Source organism: Paenibacillus sp. J31R122, from assembly GCF_056269185.1.
Map to the genome: position 1 here is coordinate 15,885 of NZ_JBWDNM010000021.1, position 23,079 is coordinate 38,963.

Annotated in this window: 27 protein-coding genes and 1 pseudogene; 15 read left to right on the forward strand and 13 right to left on the reverse strand. The window is 43.6% G+C overall.

The window, feature by feature from the left end; translation table 11 throughout:
• The first annotated feature begins 102 nt into the window (after positions 1-102).
• Together AC0YN7_RS26365 and AC0YN7_RS26370 are read left to right on the forward strand one after the other, a co-directional pair.
• A complete protein-coding gene (locus AC0YN7_RS26365) occupies positions 103-783 on the forward strand; it encodes a response regulator transcription factor (RefSeq protein WP_475812999.1) in 681 nt (226 codons plus the stop codon).
• Positions 780-2,156 (forward strand): sensor histidine kinase, encoded by a 1,377-nt coding sequence (locus AC0YN7_RS26370; protein WP_475813000.1) that lies wholly within the window; start codon positions 780-782, stop codon positions 2,154-2,156. Before AC0YN7_RS26365 ends, AC0YN7_RS26370 begins: the two co-directional genes overlap by 4 nt.
• 274 nt (positions 2,157-2,430) lie before the next feature.
• Here the strand turns inward: AC0YN7_RS26370 and AC0YN7_RS26375 are convergent, their stop codons facing one another.
• On the reverse strand, positions 2,431-2,865 hold the full coding sequence (locus AC0YN7_RS26375) for a DUF4395 domain-containing protein (protein WP_475813001.1): 435 nt from the start codon (positions 2,863-2,865) through the stop codon (positions 2,431-2,433).
• Between the two features lie 341 nt (positions 2,866-3,206).
• Here AC0YN7_RS26375 and AC0YN7_RS26380 point away from each other — a divergent pair, with 341 nt between their 5' ends.
• Positions 3,207-3,779, forward strand: coding sequence for a hypothetical protein (locus AC0YN7_RS26380; protein WP_475813002.1), 573 nt, complete (start codon positions 3,207-3,209; stop codon positions 3,777-3,779).
• A gap of 102 nt (positions 3,780-3,881) precedes the next feature.
• On the forward strand, positions 3,882-4,109 hold the full coding sequence (locus AC0YN7_RS26385) for a DNA-binding protein (RefSeq protein WP_475813003.1): 228 nt from the start codon (positions 3,882-3,884) through the stop codon (positions 4,107-4,109).
• A 95-nt stretch (positions 4,110-4,204) separates the two neighbouring features.
• Here the strand turns inward: AC0YN7_RS26385 and AC0YN7_RS26390 are convergent, their stop codons facing one another.
• The 9 genes from AC0YN7_RS26390 to AC0YN7_RS26430 all read right to left on the reverse strand — a co-directional run bounded on the left by AC0YN7_RS26390 (position 4,205) and on the right by AC0YN7_RS26430 (position 9,662).
• Positions 4,205-4,603 (reverse strand): GNAT family N-acetyltransferase, encoded by a 399-nt coding sequence (locus AC0YN7_RS26390; RefSeq protein WP_475813004.1) that lies wholly within the window; start codon positions 4,601-4,603, stop codon positions 4,205-4,207.
• 193 nt (positions 4,604-4,796) lie between these two features.
• Positions 4,797-4,940, reverse strand: a complete 144-nt coding sequence (locus tag AC0YN7_RS26395; protein WP_475813005.1) for a hypothetical protein — start codon at positions 4,938-4,940, stop codon at positions 4,797-4,799.
• 2 nt (positions 4,941-4,942) lie between these two features.
• On the reverse strand, positions 4,943-5,137 hold the full coding sequence (locus AC0YN7_RS26400; protein ID WP_475813006.1) for a sporulation protein Cse60: 195 nt from the start codon (positions 5,135-5,137) through the stop codon (positions 4,943-4,945).
• Between the two features lie 229 nt (positions 5,138-5,366).
• On the reverse strand, positions 5,367-5,900 hold the full coding sequence (locus AC0YN7_RS26405) for a DUF6143 family protein (protein ID WP_475813007.1): 534 nt from the start codon (positions 5,898-5,900) through the stop codon (positions 5,367-5,369).
• Between the two features lie 186 nt (positions 5,901-6,086).
• Positions 6,087-6,821 carry a peptidylprolyl isomerase gene (locus AC0YN7_RS26410; protein WP_475813008.1) on the reverse strand — a complete coding sequence of 245 codons (735 nt, stop codon included), beginning with the start codon at positions 6,819-6,821 and terminating at the stop codon, positions 6,087-6,089.
• A 113-nt stretch (positions 6,822-6,934) separates the two neighbouring features.
• A complete protein-coding gene (locus AC0YN7_RS26415) occupies positions 6,935-7,414 on the reverse strand; it encodes a glutathione peroxidase (RefSeq protein WP_475813009.1) in 480 nt (159 codons plus the stop codon).
• A gap of 99 nt (positions 7,415-7,513) precedes the next feature.
• Entirely contained in the window at positions 7,514-7,927 is a 414-nt protein-coding gene (locus tag AC0YN7_RS26420) for a hypothetical protein (RefSeq protein WP_475813010.1), read from the reverse strand.
• 219 nt (positions 7,928-8,146) lie between these two features.
• Positions 8,147-9,124, reverse strand: coding sequence for an aldo/keto reductase (locus tag AC0YN7_RS26425; protein ID WP_475813011.1), 978 nt, complete (start codon positions 9,122-9,124; stop codon positions 8,147-8,149).
• An 88-nt stretch (positions 9,125-9,212) separates the two neighbouring features.
• Positions 9,213-9,662, reverse strand: a complete 450-nt coding sequence (locus AC0YN7_RS26430; RefSeq protein WP_475813012.1) for a MarR family winged helix-turn-helix transcriptional regulator — start codon at positions 9,660-9,662, stop codon at positions 9,213-9,215.
• 233 nt (positions 9,663-9,895) lie between these two features.
• On the opposite strand from AC0YN7_RS26430, the gene AC0YN7_RS26435 reads away from it, so the two are divergent.
• Entirely contained in the window at positions 9,896-10,132 is a 237-nt protein-coding gene (locus AC0YN7_RS26435) for a DUF6953 family protein (RefSeq protein ID WP_475813013.1), read from the forward strand.
• Between the two features lie 168 nt (positions 10,133-10,300).
• On the opposite strand, the gene AC0YN7_RS26440 is transcribed toward AC0YN7_RS26435, so the two are convergent.
• On the reverse strand, positions 10,301-10,708 hold the full coding sequence (locus tag AC0YN7_RS26440; protein WP_475813014.1) for a DUF1761 domain-containing protein: 408 nt from the start codon (positions 10,706-10,708) through the stop codon (positions 10,301-10,303).
• A 339-nt stretch (positions 10,709-11,047) separates the two neighbouring features.
• Between AC0YN7_RS26440 and AC0YN7_RS26445 the strand changes: the two genes are divergently transcribed.
• Positions 11,048-11,416, forward strand: coding sequence for an IDEAL domain-containing protein (locus AC0YN7_RS26445; RefSeq protein ID WP_475813015.1), 369 nt, complete (start codon positions 11,048-11,050; stop codon positions 11,414-11,416).
• A gap of 90 nt (positions 11,417-11,506) precedes the next feature.
• The gene (locus AC0YN7_RS26450; RefSeq protein ID WP_475813016.1) at positions 11,507-11,701 is read left to right on the forward strand and encodes a hypothetical protein; all 195 of its coding nucleotides are present in this window, start codon (positions 11,507-11,509) and stop codon (positions 11,699-11,701) included.
• A 594-nt stretch (positions 11,702-12,295) separates the two neighbouring features.
• On the opposite strand, the gene ytxJ is transcribed toward AC0YN7_RS26450, so the two are convergent.
• Positions 12,296-12,634: a bacillithiol system redox-active protein YtxJ gene (gene ytxJ / locus AC0YN7_RS26455; protein ID WP_475813017.1), complete on the reverse strand. Its 339-nt coding sequence runs from the start codon at positions 12,632-12,634 to the stop codon at positions 12,296-12,298.
• A gap of 345 nt (positions 12,635-12,979) precedes the next feature.
• Here ytxJ and AC0YN7_RS26460 point away from each other — a divergent pair, with 345 nt between their 5' ends.
• Both AC0YN7_RS26460 and AC0YN7_RS26465 read left to right on the forward strand, forming a co-directional pair.
• Positions 12,980-13,555 (forward strand): TetR/AcrR family transcriptional regulator, encoded by a 576-nt coding sequence (locus AC0YN7_RS26460; RefSeq protein ID WP_475813018.1) that lies wholly within the window; start codon positions 12,980-12,982, stop codon positions 13,553-13,555.
• 77 nt (positions 13,556-13,632) lie between these two features.
• Complete coding sequence (locus AC0YN7_RS26465) at positions 13,633-15,873, forward strand: YhgE/Pip domain-containing protein (RefSeq protein ID WP_475813019.1); 2,241 nt, start codon at positions 13,633-13,635, stop codon at positions 15,871-15,873.
• A gap of 135 nt (positions 15,874-16,008) precedes the next feature.
• On the opposite strand, the pseudogene AC0YN7_RS26470 reads toward AC0YN7_RS26465, so the two are convergent.
• Positions 16,009-16,212 (reverse strand): annotated as a pseudogene (locus tag AC0YN7_RS26470) (IS5/IS1182 family transposase); the annotation flags it as partial.
• Between the two features lie 549 nt (positions 16,213-16,761).
• Here AC0YN7_RS26470 and AC0YN7_RS26475 point away from each other — a divergent pair.
• From AC0YN7_RS26475 to AC0YN7_RS26500, 6 genes are all read left to right on the forward strand, one after another.
• Positions 16,762-17,799: a serine hydrolase domain-containing protein gene (locus AC0YN7_RS26475; RefSeq protein WP_475813020.1), complete on the forward strand. Its 1,038-nt coding sequence runs from the start codon at positions 16,762-16,764 to the stop codon at positions 17,797-17,799.
• A gap of 239 nt (positions 17,800-18,038) precedes the next feature.
• Entirely contained in the window at positions 18,039-19,148 is a 1,110-nt protein-coding gene (locus tag AC0YN7_RS26480; RefSeq protein WP_475813021.1) for an ABC transporter ATP-binding protein, read from the forward strand.
• Positions 19,138-19,956 carry an ABC transporter permease gene (locus AC0YN7_RS26485; RefSeq protein WP_475813022.1) on the forward strand — a complete coding sequence of 273 codons (819 nt, stop codon included), beginning with the start codon at positions 19,138-19,140 and terminating at the stop codon, positions 19,954-19,956. The genes AC0YN7_RS26480 and AC0YN7_RS26485 overlap by 11 nt, the downstream gene beginning before the upstream one ends.
• A complete protein-coding gene (locus AC0YN7_RS26490) occupies positions 19,940-20,743 on the forward strand; it encodes an ABC transporter permease (protein ID WP_475813023.1) in 804 nt (267 codons plus the stop codon). The genes AC0YN7_RS26485 and AC0YN7_RS26490 overlap by 17 nt, the downstream gene beginning before the upstream one ends.
• A complete protein-coding gene (locus AC0YN7_RS26495; RefSeq protein ID WP_475813024.1) occupies positions 20,740-21,813 on the forward strand; it encodes an ABC transporter substrate-binding protein in 1,074 nt (357 codons plus the stop codon). The genes AC0YN7_RS26490 and AC0YN7_RS26495 overlap by 4 nt, the downstream gene beginning before the upstream one ends.
• Before the next feature lie 92 nt (positions 21,814-21,905).
• Positions 21,906-22,799, forward strand: coding sequence for a DMT family transporter (locus tag AC0YN7_RS26500; RefSeq protein WP_475813025.1), 894 nt, complete (start codon positions 21,906-21,908; stop codon positions 22,797-22,799).
• The last annotated feature ends 280 nt before the right edge of the window (positions 22,800-23,079 follow it).

Below are 23,079 nucleotides of genomic sequence, written 5' to 3' on the forward strand. Positions count from 1 at the left end.
TATTGTAAAATAATACGCCGTGAAGCTATTCGTTTGCTTGTTCTGCGAACCACGAATATAATGACCGTAGAACACTAGATCGACTCGGTTAGGAGACAAATAATGAGAATTCATATATTGATAGCGGATGACGACCCTTCGATTCGTGAGCTGCTGCGTTTCGTATTGGGCAAGGAAGGCTTTACGGTGCTCGAGGCGGAGGATGGAGAGGAAGCGTCCCGCCTTTTGGAGAATGAGCAGGCTCATATGGCAATTGTCGATGTGATGATGCCGGGGAAGGACGGCTTCCAGCTCTGCAAGGAGATAAGGGAGCGGTATGATATTCCTGTTCTCATGCTGACGGCAAGGGCAGAGATAGAGGATAAGGAAAAAGGATTTGATGCTGGTACGGATGATTACTTAACTAAACCGTTTGATCCTAAGGAGCTGCTGTTTCGAATGCGAGCGCTATTGCGCAGATATCGGCTCGTCTCGTCGGAAGTGATTCGGCTTGGGAGTGTATCGATTGATCGGAGAGGCTATGAAATTACGGTAGGAGAATCAGTCATGACTCTGCCGCTGCGTGAGTTCGAGCTGCTGTCGCAATTAGCCAGTCAGCCTGGTCGTATCTATACTAGGGAGCAATTAATTCAATTGATTTGGGGAGCGGATTTTCATGGAGACAGCAGAACGGTAGATGTTCACATCAAGCGGCTGAGAGAGAGGTTTGCCGACAGGGTGGCTGATTTTACGATAACGACGATTCGCGGGCTTGGCTACAAGCTGGAGGTGGGCGAAGGATGAAAACTCTTTATTTCCGCATCGTTCTGACATTTATGATTGTCGCCATGATTAGCAGCGTCGTCGGGTTGGCATTAACAAGCATATACTATCAAAATAGATTGGAATCCAACAATGTGCAAAAAATGATCAAAATCGTTGAAAACATTGGCAGCCTTTATGAGCATAACCCCCAAATGAATGTGGACGAGTACATGACTCAAATCGCAGCGCTTGGCTTTCAAATCTATGTAGTGAATGAGAGCTTTGAGGGTAAAGTGTTTGGCTCTCCATTCAAGCACGGAAAATTAAGTGAGGAGCAAATCAAAGCGGTTCTGAGCGGGTCTGAATACAAGGGTATGGAGAAGGAACGTGACCAAATTGAGCTTTTTACATTGTTCAAAAATAGTGTGGAGAATACAGCGGGTATTCCACTGCAAACGAGTGAAGGCAATGTAGCGTTGTTTATTCGTCCTGATTTGCAGGAGCAAATTGGAGACGTGCGTATCGTTGGGGCGGCACTTATAGGTTTTACCTTTGTCATAAGCCTTATTCTCATTTTATTTTTGTCTCGCTTAATCGTTAGACCGATTAATCAATTGACGAAAGCTACAAAGCAGATCGTTGCCGGAGACTTTGACGCAGGACTTCAGCTTTCCCGCAAGGACGAGATCGGTTCGTTAGCGCGTAATTTTGCTAAGATGACGCAATCGATTAAACAGCTGGATCAGATGCGGCAAGAGTTTGTCGCCAATGTCTCTCATGAGTTTCAGTCACCGTTAACGTCTATTCAAGGCTTAGTGAGGGCTGTACTGAACAAGGAGACAACGGCTAGACAGACTGAGGATTATTTAACTATTGTAGAAAAAGAAAGTATGCGATTATCTGCTTTAAGTAAGCAGCTGCTCATGCTTGCCAGCCTCGATAAGGACAAGCAGCAGCTTCAAATAACGGAATTCCGTCTGGATGAGCAAATTCGTCAGCTATTGATTTCACTAGAATGGCAGTGGTCGGGCAAGGAGCTGCAATTAGAGCTTGAGCTTCCTGAAATAGTTGTCAGAGCCGACTATCAATTGCTCTATGAGGTATGGCTGAATTTGATTTCGAACAGCATCAAATTTTCAGAGCCAGGGCATAGTCTCATCGTCAAAATAACAGCCGCGGAAAGCGTGGAGGTGGAGATTCGTGATACGGGATGTGGGATACCCGAGGAGGATCTTCCCTATATATTCGAACGGTTTTACAAGTCAGACAAGGCTAGAAACCGTACTTCGTCAGGGAGCGGGCTAGGACTTTCTATTGTAAATAAAATTGTTACCCTTCATAAGGGGACAGTCCGTATTGAAAGTCAGCCTGCTGTGGGCACAGTTGTTATCGTTACCCTTCCGTATTTGTAAGCTGTGCTCAGCAGATTTCGATCGCTAGACGATTAGGATGGATATCGTCCAATCAAACGTCACTTTTTTCCGTTTCCTTTGTATTTGAATGGAAAAGATCCAATCTAACAGGACGTTAGGAACCATTTAAGCGGGAAACGGACGATTAGGTTGGATGAAATACAGTCTAACTCAAACACTTCGTCTTGGATGGAGTGGTGATTGGATGGAATGCAGTCAAAGCAAGAGCAGAAAGGAGTTGCTGCTAAAAACGGCGACTCCTTTCGTTTTTTATTCAGCTGCGTGTTAAGCGACGTGCCCGCAATTGCTTGTATTGAAAATACACGGTACAACCAATGCAATAGCCTAAAATGGCTGCAAGCGCGGCGGCTCCCATCATCCCAGCAAATAGATAACCTGCCAAAGTCCAGCCAAACAGAAAGCTAAGCAAGGAAAAAGTAAGAAAGCCTACGCCAAGTGAATTGTTAAAGCGCTGCAGCTCTGCAGCCTCTGATTTAGAATAGGTGATAAAGTTATGAATAATTGGGCGAGCCAGAATAATAAACAAATTAGCTTTATGACCGAATACGAGTCCAATTACTTGAATCAACCACAGGACGGCAATTAGCCAAGGTATTTGAAAGCTGATTGCAACTAGTAGCAGGGCAACGATGCCAATCTGATTACTCCGCACGTAAGGAATCGGAATTTCTTTCACAGATAATACCAACTTTCCTCATTGGATTTATTTAACTTAATAATAATGGATCGCAGGCGCTTTAGCAACGAGCAATTTCGATCCATATCGCTGTCTCATTCGTCAATGACGAGGGGCAGCTTTTTTATATAAGAATGTATAAGATTTACCTTATATTCGGCTTAAATTTCACCGCGAAACGAGCTTACGCCGCCAAGGTCGGCGAAGAGTGTTAACGCTTGGCTGCAATCTTTACAAAACCTTCGAAGAGGGCTTACTTTGCGAAAATAATACTGAGGTATAGTTCAAGAGGATAGACAGAAACATAATTGCTGATACTACCAACAATAAACCACTTGGAGGATGAGTAAATCATGAAAAACTTCGGGTTTAAAAAACGACTAACACTGGGTATTATATTTGCTTCAACCCTTGTCATTATTGTTGCCTGTGGAGGCAGCAATAACAATGGAAACGAAATTTCGGATCGGACATTTGATAAATACACCTATTTGAACGCTAACCGTCAAGGAACAATTTCATTAGCTACTTATTCAGCTAATAATAAGCTTGCAGAAATTCAACCACAAAGCTGGAATGATCTGAAGCATGGAAACAGTAAAATCATTATCGGTGATGTTATTCATGATGAACATGCGCAACTTGCTGTGCTCTCTGCTGCTATTGCTTTTGGTGGCAACGCATCAAACATTGAACCGGGAATCGCTTTTTTTGAAGAGCTTGCCAAACAAGGCCGTCTTACAAGCGGGGAGGCGTGGCATGGTGAAGATGGTGGAACAGAAGTGAATTTAACTGATCAACGCAACGGGCTAGTCGCTAGCGGACAGCTGAGCAATCTACAAATAGAAGATCATCAAGCATGGGCAGAGACCTCCTATTTTCTTCCGGATGTTTGGCGGGACCGTGTGCTGACTCATATGCATTAATATGCGCAGTGGAAGTTTCGAACAAATAGTCTCAGAAAGTGGTATAATTAATCTATGACGTCAATATAGATTAATGTTAAGGAATAGAAGGGTTGCGGTTATATGTTTGTATCTGAGGACTGGAATCAGAAAGTAAAAAAAACGTTTAATGCGACTAGCAAAGAAGTTGTATATACCATTTCTGAAGCTGGGGATTTGTTGGGTCTTTCCAAGGACCAAATGAAGGTTTATGTAGATAAAAATAAACTAACTAAAGTACCCATTTCAAGAAGTGTGCACAGATATCTTCTATTGAAAAGTGAAATAGATGTTATAGTAGCAAATGGTTAAAAATAATGCGTAAGCAATAGAAATAAGGCACCTCTGACTTGAAAGCCGGGAGGTGCCTTATTTATGCTGGATATTAGCGTAAACATACATATCCATTATTTAATTCTAGGTATTACAAATGCTCTTTCAGACTTTTCAAAGCCAATACGCGGGTAATATTCCATTGCTGTCGGCGCAGAAATTAATAACAAAGTAACCTCGTCCCCTAGGTGATTCTTCAGATGGTCAATAAGCTCTTTTCCAATACCAGTCTTCTGATAATCCATGCTTACCGCCAAATCCGATAAGTAACAACAATAAGAGAAATCCGTTATTGCTCTAGCAATTCCAATTAGTCGTTCTTCGTCCCATGCAGTAATCGTTACATCGGCATTATCAATCATTTTTTGGATACGCTCCAGGTCATCGACAGGACGTTTTATGCCAGAGCTTCTAAATACATCGGAAACATCTTGGGAATGGAGCGGAGTATTTATTTTGTACGTAATTTCCATTTGTGCACCTCTTCTGTTTTTTAACCCACCATATATGCTTGTCTGCAGAATGGCGGGTTAGCTAACTCGTATTAAAATAACTATGGTTTTTTGAATTTACCGCTTTTCAATTTGTATAATCGATTATATGTCATGTGCTTCATAGACAGCCTCCTGGATAACTAGTATGACGAATGCAAAACTATCGTTACTGTTAAACAACAATCAGATATACAATATAGCCAATAGCCATTACGAAAAGGCAAATCGTCGCTGTAAGAGAGAGAGCTTTGAAGAAGCTCTCGTAGCGATCTTTAGGACCTTGACCGGGCTTAGAGATGTGATCACCAGCTTTCATTATTACTCCTTCTTAATAAGTTTATAGACAACCAGTATCGTGCTTCTTTGGTAAGTCGCACCGGATGAGGCAGTTTTAATCATGGAACCATAGCAAATGTTAATGACTTGATCGTCTTCTAGCTCAGCCAAAAATTCATTTGCTCTTTTTTCGGCAAAGACGGTATCGGTATCGATAAATTCCCTCACTTGTATCATGCGATATCACCTCCTTGATAGGAACTGTTACTATTTTGCATAGAGATAGGCACCCCGCAACTGACGCGGAATGCCTGCATACGTTCAACATATCATTGAGGGATAAGAGTGTCAACTGATGAGTCTTGTTATGTTATTACATGAAAGTTTTGATTCATCCACGAGAGTCATTTCTATATAAGGAAAAGCCCCCATCCAGAAACGAATGGGGGACTCTTTTGCATATCCACTAGTACCGCCCAATGACTTCTTCCCACCACCCGAACGATATGACAGCAGGAGCTTGATGATTCATAGATCCGGTTAGTGTGAATAGGATAGCTTTGCCTGGTGAGATGATCCAATGGCCTGCTTTCTCGCTGGATACACTCGAAAAAGAGGGGATCACCCTAGTGGAGACTGGAGTTGCTGATAAGGCTGCTGTATCAAGATGGGTTCCGAACTGAATTTGTCCATGGGGCAATGGCGTAGGCTGAAAAGCTAGGTTGGCCGTAGACACTTCATGAGACTGCTTGCCGTACGTGGGCAAGTTGGAACAGAAACAAACTTGAGAAACGAGCTTATCATTGGATAGATTGCTTAGCACATAGACATCGAAATACAAATTAACACCGGAGTTGGGAGGATTTATTAATGCAGCCCATGTGCGGTTTGAATCGGTCGGATCCAACTGATCTGTTTCACCTAAAAAATATTTGCCCATCAGTGATTTGTTGAGTGAATTACTAACATTCACCACACTAACGGGCATATAGGAATACATAGCTCCACCATCCTTTTTCACACCTCTATATTTCACCATATGATAAAATTTTGGGATCATGCATAGTTGAATCGGATAGGAGTGGGCTTATCTTCTTTATTCATAAAAGCAAAAAAAAGGAGCCGATTAGCTCCTTTTTTGCTTTTAGCTACGAGGTCTATTTAATAAAACAAACTTCGTTGGTTGTTATTCTGTTTTCTTTGGTTCCTCAAAAGTCATGCCAAGCGTGTCTACGGTTACCTTTTTCATCGAGATCATTGGATCATCTGTAGGTCTGTCGTTAGCATCGGTTGCTTGATTAACAATTTCATCAACCGCATCCATGCCCTCAGTGACTTTACCGAAGGAAGCATATTTGTTGTTTAGTGATGGGTAGTCTGCAACCATGATGAAAAACTGGGAACCAGCTGAATTCGGTTCACCTGTTCTAGCCATAGATAATACACCACGCGTGTGTGTTAGCTTGTTTTCAAAGCCGTTTTCACTAAATTCACCAGGTATGCTGTAGCCAGGACCGCCCATGCCTGTACCATCCGGATCACCGCCTTGAATCATAAATCCAGGCATAACGCGGTGGAAAATAAGTCCATCATAAAATCCTTTTTGAATGAGTGAAATAAAGTTATTTACCGTATTAGGAGCGACTTCCGGGTAAAGCTCGATTTTAATTGTTTTGTCTGTGCTTGTTGTAATGGTTACGACAGGGTGCTTGTCCGCGCCTAGAAGCTCGGGACCTTCCGGTGCGGGTGTTTCCGTCGCAGGTGGTTCCGTCGCAGGTGGTGCAGTTGTATTGCCGGTATTGCCAGACCCGAGGCTATTGTTACCTGGCAGGCCTTTAGTTCCGCCACAACCAGAAACGATGACGAGCAGAGCGATCATTAGCAGCAGCACCGTTCCAAAACGCTTTTTGTTCAGCAGCATAAAAACATCCTCCTAGTTGTTTATCCACTTTGTATTTTAGCATAGGAGTCGTTTTAAATGCCAATTTTGTCAGCTGCGACACGCTAATATATGTAAAATACTAGTTGCTTTTACTAACTCAATAGCTTCTCAATATAGTTTGCGATTGAAGCGGGATCGTCCTTTGGGCCAAACCGCTTTACAACTTTGCCGTCCTGATCGACAAGAAACTTGGTGAAATTCCACTTGATGATCTTGGAACCCAAAAACCCAGGCGCTTCTTTGGTAAGGTGCTGAAATAGCGGATGAGCGTTGCTGCCATAAACATCAATTTTCGCATATAGCGGAAAGGATACTCCGAAATTGATTTCACAAGCCTCCGCGATAGCGTGATTGTCACTTAGCTCCTGATTAGCAAATTGGCTGGAGGGGAAGCCCAGCACGGCAAAGCCTTTGTCTTTGTAGTCATCCTGCAGCTTTTGAAGGCCTTTGAACTGTGGCGCGAAGCCGCATTTGGTGGCGGTGTTGACGATTAGCATAACCTTCCCTTTATAAGGAGTGAGCGTTTGTTGCTCGCCTTTGATCGTTGTTACCTCTAAATCGTATATAGACATAGTGAGAGCCTCCCATAGTCGGTGTATGTTTTATTTGATTTAATTGTATACAATTTAAAAAGTGATGTCAATTAATCCATTCTCAAAATGAATGTAAAGTCAGATTAAGAATGGTAAGGTGAGTGTAGTGGCAGCTTGCACCTGTCTATGAGTGTGCAATACAAGCTGCGACTTATAAGACCCCACTAGCAGGCCATAAGCACAAAAATCGAGCTTAAAGCCCACAAAGTAGCCAGCTAAAGGAGCTGTAAGGCCGAAAATCGAGCTTAAACCCTCCATTTCCATGATCAAACCGGTCTCCGATAGGCCATAAGCACAAAAATCGAGCTTATAGCCCACAAAGTAGCCAGCTAAAGGAGCTGTAAGGCCAAAAATCGAGCTTAAACCCTCCATCTCCATGATCAAACCAGTCTCCGATAGGCCATAAGCACAAAAATCGAGCTTAAAGCCCACAAAGTAGCCAGCTAAAGGAGTTGTAAGGCCGAAAATCGAGCTTAAACCCTCCATTTCCATGATCAAACCGGCCTCTGACAGTTCATAAGCTCAAAAATCGAGCTTAAAGCCCACAAAGTAGCCAGCTAAAGGAGCTGTAAGGCCGAAAATCGAGCTTTAAGCTCCTGCGCCTAATCAATATCCATACCCTATGGATAGGGTATGGACCTCGGCATCCCGATAAATGAATTAGTGCGTACATTTACATTAGCGAGTATATGATTATGTTATTTAACGCGGTTAACGACTTACAAATCGCGCTACTTCATTAATTTCATCCATTTCATCGACTGTTAATTTAAATTGCATGGCTCTGACATTTTGTTCAGCATGATGCAGCTTAGATGCGCCCGGGATGGCGAATACAGTATCGCCGTGGGCATGGATGAGCCAGTTTAGAGCAACCTGTGTTGCGGAAGCGTCATAGCGATTAGCAATTTGTTCAAGTGCGTCAATTAGAGGCTTTGAGCGATTTAACCCCTCAGTACGAAACGCGGCGCTCCACTTACGCGGGCCGGAAATCGACTTTATAAGCTCTGGGTTGCGATGGAACTTGCCGCTTAAAATGCCTTGCTCGAGTGGAGAGTAAGCAATAATAGCTATACCAAGCTCCTTTGCTGTCTCCAAAATACCGTTATGCTCAATGCGCCGGTCCAGCAAGTTATATTTCACTTGATTCGATGCTAGCCTTAGACCATGCTTTCGCAGGACGCGATCTGCTTCACGCATTTGCTTCGCGGAGAAATTGCTGACACCAATATGTTGAATTTTTCCGTCCGCAGCCAGCTTGGCCATTGCTTTCATCTCACTGCTGACGGAGGAGAGGGAGAACGGTTGATGGACTTGGTACAGATTAATTTTGCGATCCTCAAGCTGTCTTATTCGTTCATCAATCGTCTTCGTGAGGTTGCCTGCTGTACGGAACAAAGGCCACCATTTTGTAGCGATGAATACGGGATCTTTAGCAGGAATGGTCTCCCTGAGCGCACGGGCTAGAAGCTGCTCAGATTGTCCATTACCGTAAATTTCAGCAGTATCAAACCAATTCATACCGCCTTCATAGCTCGTTTTTACAATATCGTTTATAGAATTGCCTTGAAGAACAGGCCAGAACTTGCCGATGAGTCCAGTACCGTTACTGAATTGCCAGCAGCCAAGTCCGAGCGGTGAAAGCCGCAAATTCGTGGATCCAAATTGGCGTAGTTTGGTTTGCAACATTAATTTTTCCCCCCTTTGAGTTTTGAATTTGACTATCGCATCATAGGTTAGAGATGAATGGTCTAGAAGGGCTATATGACTGTATACGTTAGTTAGTGGAAGGGGTATTCTGGATTTTGTGGAGAAGCTCGTGCATTTGCCTTAGCAGCAAGGTCGCATCCTCAGGTGTGGAATCCAGCTTGCAAAATAATTGAAGAGGAATGTTTTCGGCTTTAGCCTTCAACGCGATGCCTTGCTCCGTAAGTGCAACAACTACACTGCGTTCATCATTACGATCGCGCGTACGTGTAATATGGCCTGCTGCTTCTAGCTTTTTGAGCAACGGCGTCAGAGTGCCGGAATCAAGATAAAGCTTGTTTCCAAGTGAAGATACCGTTACTTCATCCTTCTCCCACAAAGCGAGCATCGTAACATACTGTGTATAGGTCAAGCCAATATCCTCAAGCATTGGGCGATATAGCTTCGTAATTTCACGTGAGCAAGCATATAGAGCGAAGCAAATTTGATTGTCTAGCTTTAATGATTCATTGCTGTCCATGTTGTCACCTCCAAAGGAAGGGTTTGTCAAACTAAATTTAATGAAATTAAATTGCTATAAATATAATATAGAGTAAACGCGAATGAACTGTCAATCTTTAGCCCGGGAGCTGGAGAAGGGCGGATGATGTGCTGGGAACGAGAACGGCAGCGGGCAGAATACGGTGTTTTTTTGTGGAGATACTGCTAAGTATGCTATAGTTACAGCATTTATTGGATAAGGGAGTGAGAGAAATGTCATATACAGCTGACGATGTCGCAGAGTGGATGCTGAACGAAGTGAAATCCGCAGGTATTTTACATCAAAGCGCCGCTGTTGCTCACATTATGAGCCACTTTGGTGAGCATTTTATTTATATTAACGACAATGGCAATCAATCAATAGGTAAAGATGTGAAAAAAGCGTTCCGAAAGCTGCATAAAGGAAGAGCGGCTTGGGAGCGAGATGGCTTTTTCTGGGGCTGGAGCTAAGGCGAGTTTGTAAATAGAGGATATTAGGTTAAAACAACGGCTATAGTTTATGAGAAAATCTGTGATCCGAAGGACGAGCTTTTTTTTAAAAGAGAGCCTATCCTTCTTGACACAGATCATGTATCCCAAAATAGTCCGTTTTTCCGTTAAATACTGCTCATGCTAATACTACTGCATGATTCCTATAATCAAACCGGCTACGGCATATGATACTAGATGATAGCCAATTGTGATCAGATATAGTCCTAGCTTGTGGCCTTCGAATAAATAGTTCATACCGATTTTGAGCGAGATGCTTATCCCGATCAGCAGTCCGATAATTAGTCCGGAAACCGCCGTCGGCTCATCCGTAAGCGTCAGCAGGAGCGCCAAAATAAATGCGCCGCCAAGCGCGGTCAATGCTGTAAGCACATAAGTAATTGGACCACCGCCTGACATATCCTCCATCTTCAAGCCACGCTGTTTTACCCATTGATTACCGAGCAAAATTGGAGAGTACCACAAAAAACCAAGTACCATTGTTGCGATTGTAGCTAATAACACGCCCCAAATATTAATGTCTGAAAAACTAACCATAGAAATTCTCCTCTTTTCATATAATCTCCCCAAAGTAGCCGAGGCTCATAAACGTATTATCAGATGGATGCGATAGAAAAACAAGATAGAAACTGTTATTTGAACACTATTATAGAAAGACAGGTTAAATCGAAGTTGTATATAGAGTTAGCGGAAGAAGTATTGACAAAGTTAACTGTAACAATTAATATCACAGTATGACCGGTTGGAAATCATATTGATTGAAACAGATGAACCCGTGTTTTGTTGGAATAAGTAAGAGAACTTTGTTTCAAATGTATAGAAATTGATTACAGTTATAAGGATGTACTTACTTTTGAAGATAGGTGGTGCAGGAGAATGGACTTTAAAATAAGTGACTGGGTTCAAGGCAAGGCGCAGAATGGCGAGTTAGTATACGGGTTTATTGAAACGATTGATGTTTTAGACAAAATCATAAGCGTATATGTTGTGAAATCGGATAACGATGACATCGTGGGTAAAACGGTAGCTGTGCGTGAGCATTGGCTTAAAAGTGTACCGGTCATTTCGGTAGAAGATTCCCAGCTCATGCAAAACCTAATTGATATGGCTCTCGCAACCAGAGATGAAGCCTGGTTTATGGAGCTTACCGAAACGCTTAGAAAAAATCAAAGCAGCACGGTTCAAATGAAGAAACAAACTAAAGCTTATATAGTGAACACAAACCGGTTAAGCCAATCATCATAACGAATAAAAATAGGATGCAAATCTCCCGTTTAAGCTTGCCGGGTACTGATTTCATTGTAACAAAGTGTTAAAAATAAGGAGGCTCATAGCTTGATTAAGTTGATCTATGCTGATGAGTCTCTTCTATATCTAAGTATGTCCGCCTCACCTAACATTAACCAACAAACGTTAAGCTCGAAAATCGAGCTTACAGAACAAAAACTAACCCGAATGAGAGTCATAAGCTCGAAAATCGAGCTTACAGCCCCGATTCTAGAGATGATTCTAGCTTTTGACAAGCTATAAGCCTGAAATTCGAGCTTACAGCACGAAAATTAACCAAAAAAGAAGCTGTAAGCTTGAAAATCAAGCTTACAGCTTTTTAGCCTATAAATCGACTTCTCCCTCTAGATAAAGAGGGGAGGAAATGATAGGGGCAGGATGAGGAGTGGATCTACTCCTCAGGAATTGCTATTTTTTAGAAGCTATGGAAAAGATGATAGTTTTGGAGGCTGTGTCGATTTGGATATTAACGTTATCGTTGCCGATAAGCTGCTGCTGAGATGCTACTTTCTTGTTTTCTTCGACTTTCATGCAGATGTCATTGAATAGCTCACGGAACGCAATAGAGTTATAGCCGAATAATTGGTTTGAAAACTGTTCAACCACCTCTTTATTGCGAGCCAACGTTCCTTCACGCAGTCTCATTGTGATGCCATAGATGCCATATGTGTATATTGCGGATCGAGCCAGATAGCTGCCTCCTCATTGATAGAGGTCGAGTTTGCTGATAGTTCTATAAAGAACAGGCTGGCAGGGGACATCGGATTATCTCAATAAAAAAAAGCTCCCGAACCTTCGCGCCAAGTGCGCGAATGCTCGGGAGCTTTATAATAAAGGCTAGTCGAGAACGGCAGCAATATGCGCCTTTGTAACTGACCAATGCGATGCTGTCCAAACCTTCTTTTTCTTATCGATATAAAGAATTTGTGGGGATTCATGCTTTACGGAAGTATCCTCAGCAATTTGATTCGATACAGGACGTGATTCGATTACTTTAACAAGAACATAATCGACACCCTCATTAGGCTTGCTCTCCAAGTAGTCATTAAACTCTTTATAAGCATTCGCACTCACGGGGCAGGTCGTGCTGTGCTTAAAGACAACGAGCGGGCGGGAGTCAGAGTTTTCAAAGACGCTGTTCCATTCTTCTGCAGTTGTAATTTCTTTGTAAGACATTTACGAAAGCACTCCTTTGTCTGCTGAGCAGGATTATTTAGTATATAAGAGTTTATAAGTTTTCACTTATAAATGTGCTTATATATCTTCGCGAAACGAATGCTTTTGCCGAAGAAGAAGGCGACAGCCGTTTACGCTTGGTTAGTATAAGTATTATATCTTATATTGCTAATGAAAGTCATATCGGAATGCTATGGGATGACGCGGTTAGTTTTATCTTGTTATTGCAATCCTATAAAAGCCATGTTATGATTACTTTTGTCAAACTGACTGATTTGGTTTTTTGGTCAGTTTCTGGGGAGTAATCATAGACGGCGTCAGCAATATACGCTTAGGAGTGATAGGATGGCAGCAGATCGGCGGCAGCAAATTGTTGATGCGGCGGGAAAGTCATTTGCGTTGTTTGGCTACAAAGCGACGACGATGGATCAGGTTGCACGGATAGCGAATGTCGGCAAAGGGACAATCTATACTTTTTTTGCTAATAAGGAAGAGTTGTTTCAGGAAATTATGAATCGACTTATCCAAGAGATGAAGCGAGTTGCGGAGAAGGCTGTTGATCCGAATCGGCTATTTTTCGATAATTTGAATGTCGCTCTGGAGCAGCTGCTTGTTTTTCGTGAGGAGCATGAGCTGGCGGTTCAACTGGCGCATGAGGTGCGAGAAATTGGCACACCGATGGCGGTTGAAGCTATTGAGCAGCTGGAGAAGGCGGTCATAGGCTACATTCAGCATGAAGTGCAGCTTGCAGTTGATAAAGGCGAGATTAAGAGCTGTAATCCCGAACTGACCGCATTTATTATGTTGAAGCTCTATATGGCGCTTACGGTCGATTGGAAGAAGACGCATGAACCGCTGAAGATGCGGGAGGTTACTGAGCAGCTGCGATTTTATTTGCAGGAAGGACTGGCTCCGGAATAGGTCGGATGCCTTTTTTTACACAACAAAATGACTGAATGACAAATACGGTCAACTAGTATAATGGGAGAGTGGATAGTTTGAAGCTGAAAGGATTACAGCAATTTGGAAGGGAACTAGCGGCAATCGCACGCAATAAGAAGGTGCTTATTCCAGTCTTAGCAGTACTGACGATTCCGGTTATGTATTCGGCGATGTTCCTCGGAGCTTTCTGGGATCCTTACAGTCGCTTGAATGATTTACCGGTTGCGATCGTTAATTCGGACGCTGGTTCAGAGTTTAATGGCGAGGCCATGCATGTCGGTAAAGATTTTGAGGAAGAGCTAAAGAAAAATCCGACATTTAATTGGGATTTCGTAACTAAAGAAGAGGCGATGGCTGGGCTTGAGGATAACAGCTATTATATGGCTATTGAAATTCCAGCAGATTTTACGGAAAAAACAACTACATTGACGTCGAAAAATCCGATACCGGCAGAGTTAACCTACTTACCTAATGAAAGCTATAACTTTCTAGCGTCTCAAATCGGCGGCTCGGCGATTGAAACGATGAAGTCTATGTTGAACAAAGAGGTGACGGCTGCTTATACACGTACCGTGTTTGAGCAAATGGAGCAGCTGGTTGATGGTATTGGTGAAGCGAGCGACGGTGCTGGCGAAATTGCGGATGGCACGGCAAAAGCTAAGGATGGCGCAGTGTTAATCCAGCAAAACCTTAGTAAGCTTGTTAGTGGTTCATTGACGCTGCAAGAGGGTGTTGCCAAGCTTGATGCGGGCGGACAGAAATTACAGCTCGGCAGTACGGATCTAAACAAAGGCGCGGCTAGCTTGGCAAGCGGACTTTCCGGGCTGGAAGCTGCACAAAAGCAGCTTAACACAGGGGCAGCATCGCTTGGTGATGGCGCTGGTGCGTTAGGTGCCGGGGCAGTTGATTTAAGTAATGGCTTGTCACAGCTATCTGGTGCAAGCAAGCAGTTGAGCGAGAGCACTACTAGTGCTCAGCAAGCGTCAGGTCAGCTCGCAGGAGGCCTTAGTGCTTCTGCGAAAGGAACGGAAGATTTAAAAGCAGGAGCAGCTAAGCTGGCCAGCGGACTAGAGCAGCTGGCACAAGCGGATTCGGAGCTGGCAAAGGATGAGAGCTTCCGTTCCTTGCTAGCTGCAAGTAAAGAGCTTTCGGCAGGATTGACGAAGGCTTCTGCAAGTCAGTCAGAGCTAAGCAGCGGCGCAAATAAGCTGAATGATGGCCTTACTCAAATCAAGACAGGGCTTGGTACTTTTGATACGAAGCTGCAAGAAGCGGCAGCTGGCGGTAAGAAGCTTGAAGCTGGCGGCAAGCAATTGATTACAGGTGCTGATCAACTGACGAATGGTATGACACAGTTTGGCTCTAAGCTGACAGAGGCAAGTGCGGGAGGAGCTAAGTTGGCAGCGGGGGCGTCACAGTTGAATAGCGGTGCTTCTGAGCTCACTACGGGTCTCAGTCAGTTATCTGCAAATGTGATTCCTTTCGTAGACGGTACAACGCAATTGGAAGACGGTGCTGCTCAGGTAGCTACGGGGTTGCTTAAGCTGGATGACGGTACACATGAGCTGTCCGGCAAACTAGGTGAAGCAACGGACAAAACAGAAGGACTTGAGCTGACAGATGGCATGGTTGACATGTTCGCTGATCCGATTAAGCTCGGTGTTGAGAAGTTCAACGAGGTTCCTAACTATGGAACAGGCTTTGCTCCTTATTTCCTATCACTTGGCTTATATGTAGGAGCATTGCTTATTACGATTGTTTATTCGGTACGCGAGCCTGCGATTCGACCGGCAAACGGATGGAGTTGGTTCTGGAGCAAAGCATTGACACTCATATTGATTGGTGCGATTCAGGCGCTTATCGCAGATGCGGCTCTGATATTCATACTTGGCCTTGAAGTCCAGAGTATATCGCTGTTCTTGTTGTACTCTATACTGACGAGCGTAACCTTTATGATGCTCGTTCAGTTCCTCGTAGTGACGCTTGGTACACCAGGAAGATTTGTCGCTATTGTCATTTTAATTTTCCAACTGACAAGTTCAGCTGGTACGTTCCCATTGGAGCTTATACCAAACTGGATTCAAAAAGTGACACCGTGGTTGCCGATGACCTACTCGGTTTCTGGTCTCAAAAGTGTCATATCCAGCGGCGATTTCAGCTCCATGTGGAAAGACGCTGGAGTGTTAGCCGGATTTACGTTAGGATTCGCAGTATTAACACTCGCTTATTTTACGGTAAATCATCGCAAAACAAAGAACGACAATATGGATACGGCAGCTCAACACGCCCTATCTTAATAAGTAATAAACAAAAACCGACCAATTTGGAGTCTACTGAAAAACCCGTGTATTAATCTTGTGAAACGAATTTATATTAAAATAGGCTGTTTTTCATTCTATTCTGAATGGAAAGCAGCCTATTTTTCTTCTTCTCTATCTCTTTTGCTTCATAAGTGTCAATGTTCTTTTGAGATTAACAGCGAATATGGCCATTGCCCCTTGCATATGCATGCCAGTCAGAATCCGAGGAAGATGCCACATCATACCGCGTCTATATTTTAGTTCGCTAAGCTCTGTTGATTTGATGCTTATCGAATACGATTTTGTCTTTGATCCTTCTTTATAACACCCCGCTTTGGTGATTTCTGATTGAATCGTGCTTTCGTGTGCGTATTTCAACGCATGTAAGTGGGATAGATGGGCGTGTAGAATGGATATCGTACATTCAAACAGCTTATATTCCCATGTTTCAATGTGTTTGAATGGAAAAGATACAATCAAATAGGTTGTTTGAAGCTCTTTATCAACGTAACAGGCGATTAGCTTGTATGAAATACAGTCTTGGACAAATACAACGTTTTTGAAGTGGAGTTGGTTGTATAAAATACAGTCAAATACTATAAATGAAAGCGCACTTGGAAACAGAATACTTCATTCACATTTTTAATGACAGCGCATCCAAAAGAGTACATAATAGAGACAAAATCAGTGATGGGCTGATTCGATGTCGCGATCACTGTCCATTCCGTGGTTGCGCTTCGCAAAATCATAACCGCTAAACACAATGAAGCCGCCATGCAGATTATTCACCATTTCGCAGGATAGCAACCTACTTTTGACTCTTTTTACTATGCTATCATGGGCTACAGAACCGTTAAATAATGGATAAGGTGGGGTGGGTTTACTATGATACATTGTCCGAATGAGATTGTCCGATATCTTGATCAATTAATTCATGAGAAGGTGACTAATTGTTATTCCCTCGCTCTTTCAAGTAACGGAAATACTTATGAAACGTACAGTGGATCCGTACTTACTTCTAACGGTTCAGAAATAGTTATACAGAAGGATACTTCATTTAACGTCGGCTCTGTCACTAAAGTGATAACGGCTTCTCTTGCTGTCAAATTGGTTGAGAAGGGCATCATTTCGCTGGATGATCCGGTAACAAAATATATCCCCACCTATAGATATCCGCATACTATCCTTCAATTGATGCTGCATACAGCTGGATATGAATCGTCGCTGAATGGTCCCCCTTGGCCTACTCCTGAAAAAATCGAATCGTATAAAAAACAGATTTATAATCATCCGATTACCGAGGTTGCAGATCGAAACGCTGGCTACTATACGCAAGGGTATACGATCCTGATGGATATTATGGAGAAGGCGAGTGGTATGTGCTTAGATAGTCTGGGAACACGTTATTTATTCGAACCCATGGGAATGCTCGATACCACTTTTCAAACAAGCAGCTCAGCGCCAGGAACATCTACTTTGCCATACGATGGCGGCAATAACGGCCCCGTTAAAGAATTAGAAGGGTTGGCTACCACGGGAGATAGCGGCTTGTATTCTACAGCTTCCGATTTGCTTAGATTCGGGGTGATGCTGCTTGAGGACGGACGGTTTGAGGGAAGACAAGTATTCTCCAAAGCGGCTGCAAAGCTGATGAAAAGAGAAGTGACGAATAACCGTTTCAATAAGACGCCGGCATTATGGGTTAAGGGTTGGCATGACAACTATGGATGCTTCGGAGACCTTTTTTCATCATCGGCAATGGGCCACCCTGGATTCAGTGGATGTATGCTGGTGTTGGATCCAGAGATCCAGTTTGTCGGGGTGTTGGTTACCAACAGTCAGAAGCTTCATGCAGACGGGTCGAACTACCGAAAGCTATGGAATGTGACAGTTAGCTGTTTATCCAATATAGACGAGGGTTAGCCCTTTTCCCGTATGATATTAGTAAACTTGAGAAGCCTAGAAAGAGAAGGCTTCTCTTTGCTTAGCGCAGGAATAAAAGCTAGTACTACCCAGCAGTTAGTACCAGTTTATCGAAAAATTATGCGAATTAAGCCCTAATAGGCTCTATCTATACATTCTATTCATGCTTACTCTTGCCGTTTTTCGGAGATGCTGTATAATCACTATTGTTTCTTCTAAACAGTAAAGGGGAATATGATATGTCCGATCAAACGATTATTCGCTTCGAGCATGTGACCAAGCGATATGACCATAACGATTCAGCCATTTTGAAAGATGTTAGCTTTACTATCGAACGCGGAAAATTTTATACATTGCTTGGCCCGTCTGGCTGCGGAAAAACGACGATTCTTAGATTGATTGCCGGCTTTATCGAACCATCGGAGGGCCAAATTTATTTTAATGGAAAAATAATAAACCGTGTGCCGGCGAACGAGCGTCAAGTGAACACTGTATTCCAGGATTACGCGCTGTTCCCGCACCTAAATGTATTTGAAAATGTCGCCTTCGGACTGCGCATCAAAAAGCTGAAAAGCGCTGATGTCACAGCCAAAGTAAAGGAAGCGCTGCGCTTCGTCAACTTGAATGGCTACGAATCGCGGGAAATTACCGAGATGTCCGGCGGCCAGCGCCAACGCGTTGCAATCGCTCGCGCGATCGTTAACGAGCCGGAAATTATTTTGCTGGATGAGCCTTTATCTGCACTAGATCTTAAGCTGCGTACTGAAATGCAATATGAGCTGCGCGAGCTGCAGCGCCGACTGGGCATTACATTCATCTTTGTCACACATGATCAAGAGGAAGCACTAGCAATGTCGGATGAGATTTTTGTCATTAATGAAGGAAAGATTCAACAGAGCGGAACGCCAAACGACATATACGATGAGCCGATTAACCGCTTTGTCGCTGATTTTATCGGAGAGTCCAACATTGTGCCGGGCCGTATGGCTCGCGACTTTGTGGTGGAATTTGCTGGACATTCCTTTGAATGCGTCGATCAGGGTTTAAACCCGAACGAGCCGATTGAAATTGTCATCAGACCAGAGGATTTGGAAATTACTTCATTAGAACAAGGGAAGCTGCAGGTTAATGTCGATTCGCAGCTGTTCCGCGGAGTGCATTACGAGATTTGCTGCTTGGATGAAGCGGGGAATGAGTGGCTTGTTCACTCAACGCGCAAAGCGACGGTTGGCGAGAAAATCGGGCTGCATTTTGATCCTGAGGCGATACATGTTATGAGGCTTGGAGAGACGGAAGAGGAATTTGATAAACGTCTGGAAGCTTACAGTGAGGTCGCCGATGACGAATAAATCACGCGGCTTTTATCTCATCCCTTATATGGCGTGGATTGTACTATTTGTCGTAGCGCCAATTGTGCTTATTTTATATTATTCATTCTTCGATGTAGAAGGCCAGTTCACGTTTGACAACTACGCGAAGTTTTTTACGCCTGTTTATTTGCGAATGACGCTTAGCTCTTTCTGGTACGCCTTTCTCATTACGAGTATTTCCTTGCTTGTCGCTTATCCGACTGCTTATTTGCTGACAAGAACGAAGCATAAGCAGCTGTGGCTGCTGCTCATTATTTTGCCAAGCTGGATCAATTTGTTGTTAAAAGCTTACGCCTTTATCGGCCTGTTCGGTACATACGGCTTTGCAAACTCTTTTCTGGAGCTAGTTGGTATTGGCACGAAACAGATCCTCTTCACGGATTTCAGCTTTGTATTTGTATCAGTATACATCTTTATCCCGTTTATGGTTTTGCCGATCTTCAACGCGCTTGAAGAGATGAATCCTACGCTTATTTATGCTGCGAGAGATCTAGGGGCATCGGCAATGACTACATTCCGCCGTGTTATTTTTCCTCTGACGCTTAGCGGTGTGAAATCCGGTTGTATGGCCGTGTTTATTCCAGCGTTGTCGCTATTTATGATTACGCGGCTTATTGCGGGCAATCGAGTGATTACTCTCGGAACGGCAATTGAGCAGCATTTTCTAGTAACGCAGGACTGGGGCATGGGGGCGACGATTGCTGTATTCCTTATTATCGCGATGGCCATCATGATGCTGTTGACAGGTAATCGAAAGCGAGGTCTAATAGATGCCCGGAAAAAATAAATGGTCCAACATCTACCTGATTGTTGTGTTTGCGATTTTGTACGCGCCTATTTTCTATTTAATGTTCTACTCGTTTAATAGCGGCGGCTCAATGCGAAGCTTTGAAAGTTTCACCCTAGACTATTACAAGGAAGTATTCGAGGATACTAGGTTGCTCATTATTGTGCTTAATACTTTTGTTATTGCATTGCTGTCATCATCCATCTCAACCATATTGGGTGTCATAGGCGCAATCGCGATCCATCACATTCGCAGCAATCGGCCGAAGCAAACGCTGCTAACGCTGAATAATGTGCTAATAGTAAGTCCGGATGTCATTATCGGCGCTTCGTTCTTAATCTTGTTTACTATTATCGGCATTAAGCTTGGCTTCGTATCGGTGCTTCTGTCGCATATTGCGTTCAGCGTGCCTATCGTTGTTATTATGGTGCTGCCGAAGCTGCAGGAAATGAGCCCAACATTGCTCGACGCCGCGCGCGATTTGGGAGCAAGCTCATGGGATGTGCTGACAAAGGTTATGCTTCCGTTTATTAAACCTGGCATATTCGCAGGCTTCTTCATGGCGCTGACGTATTCGCTTGATGATTTTGCGGTTACCTTCTTCGTTACTGGAAACGGCTTCTCTACATTATCAGTCGAGATTTATTCCAGGGCGCGCCAAGGCGTATCCTTATCCATCAACGCGCTGTCGACGCTCATTTTCTTATTTACGATAATGCTTGTCGTGGGCTACTACTTCATTAACCGCCGCAACAGCAAGCAGACCTTGAAGGAGGGGCACCGATGAAGCAGCTTGTGCGCCTGTTCGTAGTTGTGTTTGTCGTTTCATTCGGGCTCATTTATTTGATTAACTATTTGAATGAAAGCGAAGGCTACAGCGGCAACAATACACTTACCATTTACAATTGGGGCGATTACGTAGATCCGGAGCTGCTTAAGCAGTTTGAGGAGGAGACGGGCATTAAAGTCATTTATCAGACCTTCGATTCCAACGAGGCGATGATGACCAAGATTGAGCAAGGAGGGACAACGTTCGATGTAAGCATCCCTTCCGAATATGCGATTAGTAAAATGAAAGAGGACAATTTGCTGCTCGAGCTCGATCATTCAAAAATTCCAAATTTAAAATATATCGATCCACGTTTCATGAATCTGTCCTTTGATCCGGATAATGCATATTCCATCCCTTACTTTTGGGGAACGGTCGGTATCGTGTTTAATCCAGAGCTTGTGGGCGATCTGACGTTTTCCAGCTGGGATGACCTATGGGATGAAAGCCTCCACAATCAAATTTTGCTGCTGGACGGTGCGCGTGAGGTTATGGGCATGGGGCTGAATAGCTTAGGCTACTCTCTTAATGATACAGAGGAAGCGCATTTACAGGAAGCAAAGACGAAGCTGTCCAAGCTGACACCTAACGTCAAAGCGATCGTGGGCGATGAGATTAAGATGCTGCTTGCGAATGAGGAGGCGGCTGTTGGCCTTGTATGGTCAGGCGACGCTTCTGAAATTATGGATGAAAATGAGAAGCTCGACTACGTTGTGCCGTCAGAAGGCTCTAATCTGTGGTTCGATAATATGGTCATACCGAAGACAGCCGAAAATATAGAAGGAGCCCACCAGTTTATTAACTTCATGCTTAATCCTGAGGTTGCCGCTCAGAATGCGGAATACGTCGGCTACTCAACTCCGAACACATCGGCACTGGAATTGCTGCCCGAGGAAATTTCCAGCGATGAGCGCTTTTACCCCAATGAAGAGATAACGGGAAGGCTTGAGGTTTACGATAATCTTGGCAAAAGAATGCTGGCCCACTATAACGAATTGTTTCTAGAGTTTAAAATGCATAAAAAATAGCCAATAAAAGCGGTTGCATCCCCACTTGCGCGTGCTATGATGGATGTGGAATTACAGGAATAGACAAACTAGCGCAAATGGGGAAGTTTGAAATGAATAACAAGTGGTTGAATTACGGCGGCTTGGTGCTTATAGCCGTTGTGTGGGGTGCAAATTTTGCTATATCGCGTCTCGCAATGGACTCGTTTAATCCGATTGTGTTTTCGTTTTTACGTTTTGGACTGGCTGTTCCGTTCTTTTTTATTATTTTGAAGCTTACCGAGGGAAGCGTTGGCATTCCATGGCGCATCGTTCCGAGACTTGCTTTAATTGGCCTCATTGGCATTACAGTGCTCGAAATAACCGTCATGTATTCGATTAAATATACGACACTCGCGAATGCGTCGCTGCTCAATGTAGCGCCATGGCCGATCTTTGCGGCGTTGTTCGCTCCATTTTTTACCCGAGAGTCCATCACGATGAGACTAATTGTTGGCGGAGCCATTTCACTAGTAGGTGTTAGCCTAGTTATTTTAGGCGGTGGAGAGGGCTTTACGCTTACCTCCGAAAATATGCTGGGCAACGCTATGGCGTTCGGCATCAGCATCGTTGGTCCGTTGTTCAATCTGGCCTCCATGTCGTTGATGAAGCAATATTCCGCATTGCGAGTGAGCACTTGGACGATAGCATTCGGATCATTGTTTATGGTGCCACTGACATTTGGAGCCTGGGGACAAACCGATTGGTTAGCGCTTGGCGCAAGTCATTACCTCTCCATCGCTTATAACGTACTTATCTGTACCGTCTTAGCATTTGTTTTATGGAATGCTTGCATGTTTAAGGTGGGAGCGACGAGATCTAATTTCTTCCGCTACGCAGTCCCGGCGGCTGCTGTCGTTGCAGGATACTTTATGTTCGATGAGAAAATCGCGCTGCTGCAAATAGGTGGAGCTGCATGTATGGCGGCAGGGCTAGTCTGGATCACCATCGAACGCAAGAAGATTTAACCATTCGAATACTAAAAACCCATATTTTATTCAATTTTAAAAAGCTGACTTCACAATAGATTATCTATTGTGTGTCAGCTTTTTGTTCGTTTTGAATTTATTAATTGTTTATTATTGTAAATTGAAGGGTTGTTTCTTGTTTTTTGTGTAAGTTTAGATACCATGACGTGAAATGTTATTTGACAATGGACAAAGAAATGAAACATTTGCACTAAAAAACCAAAAAAATTCTTTTAAAATAAGAATGGAACAGTTAAAATTGAGAAAGTGGCTTTAGAAA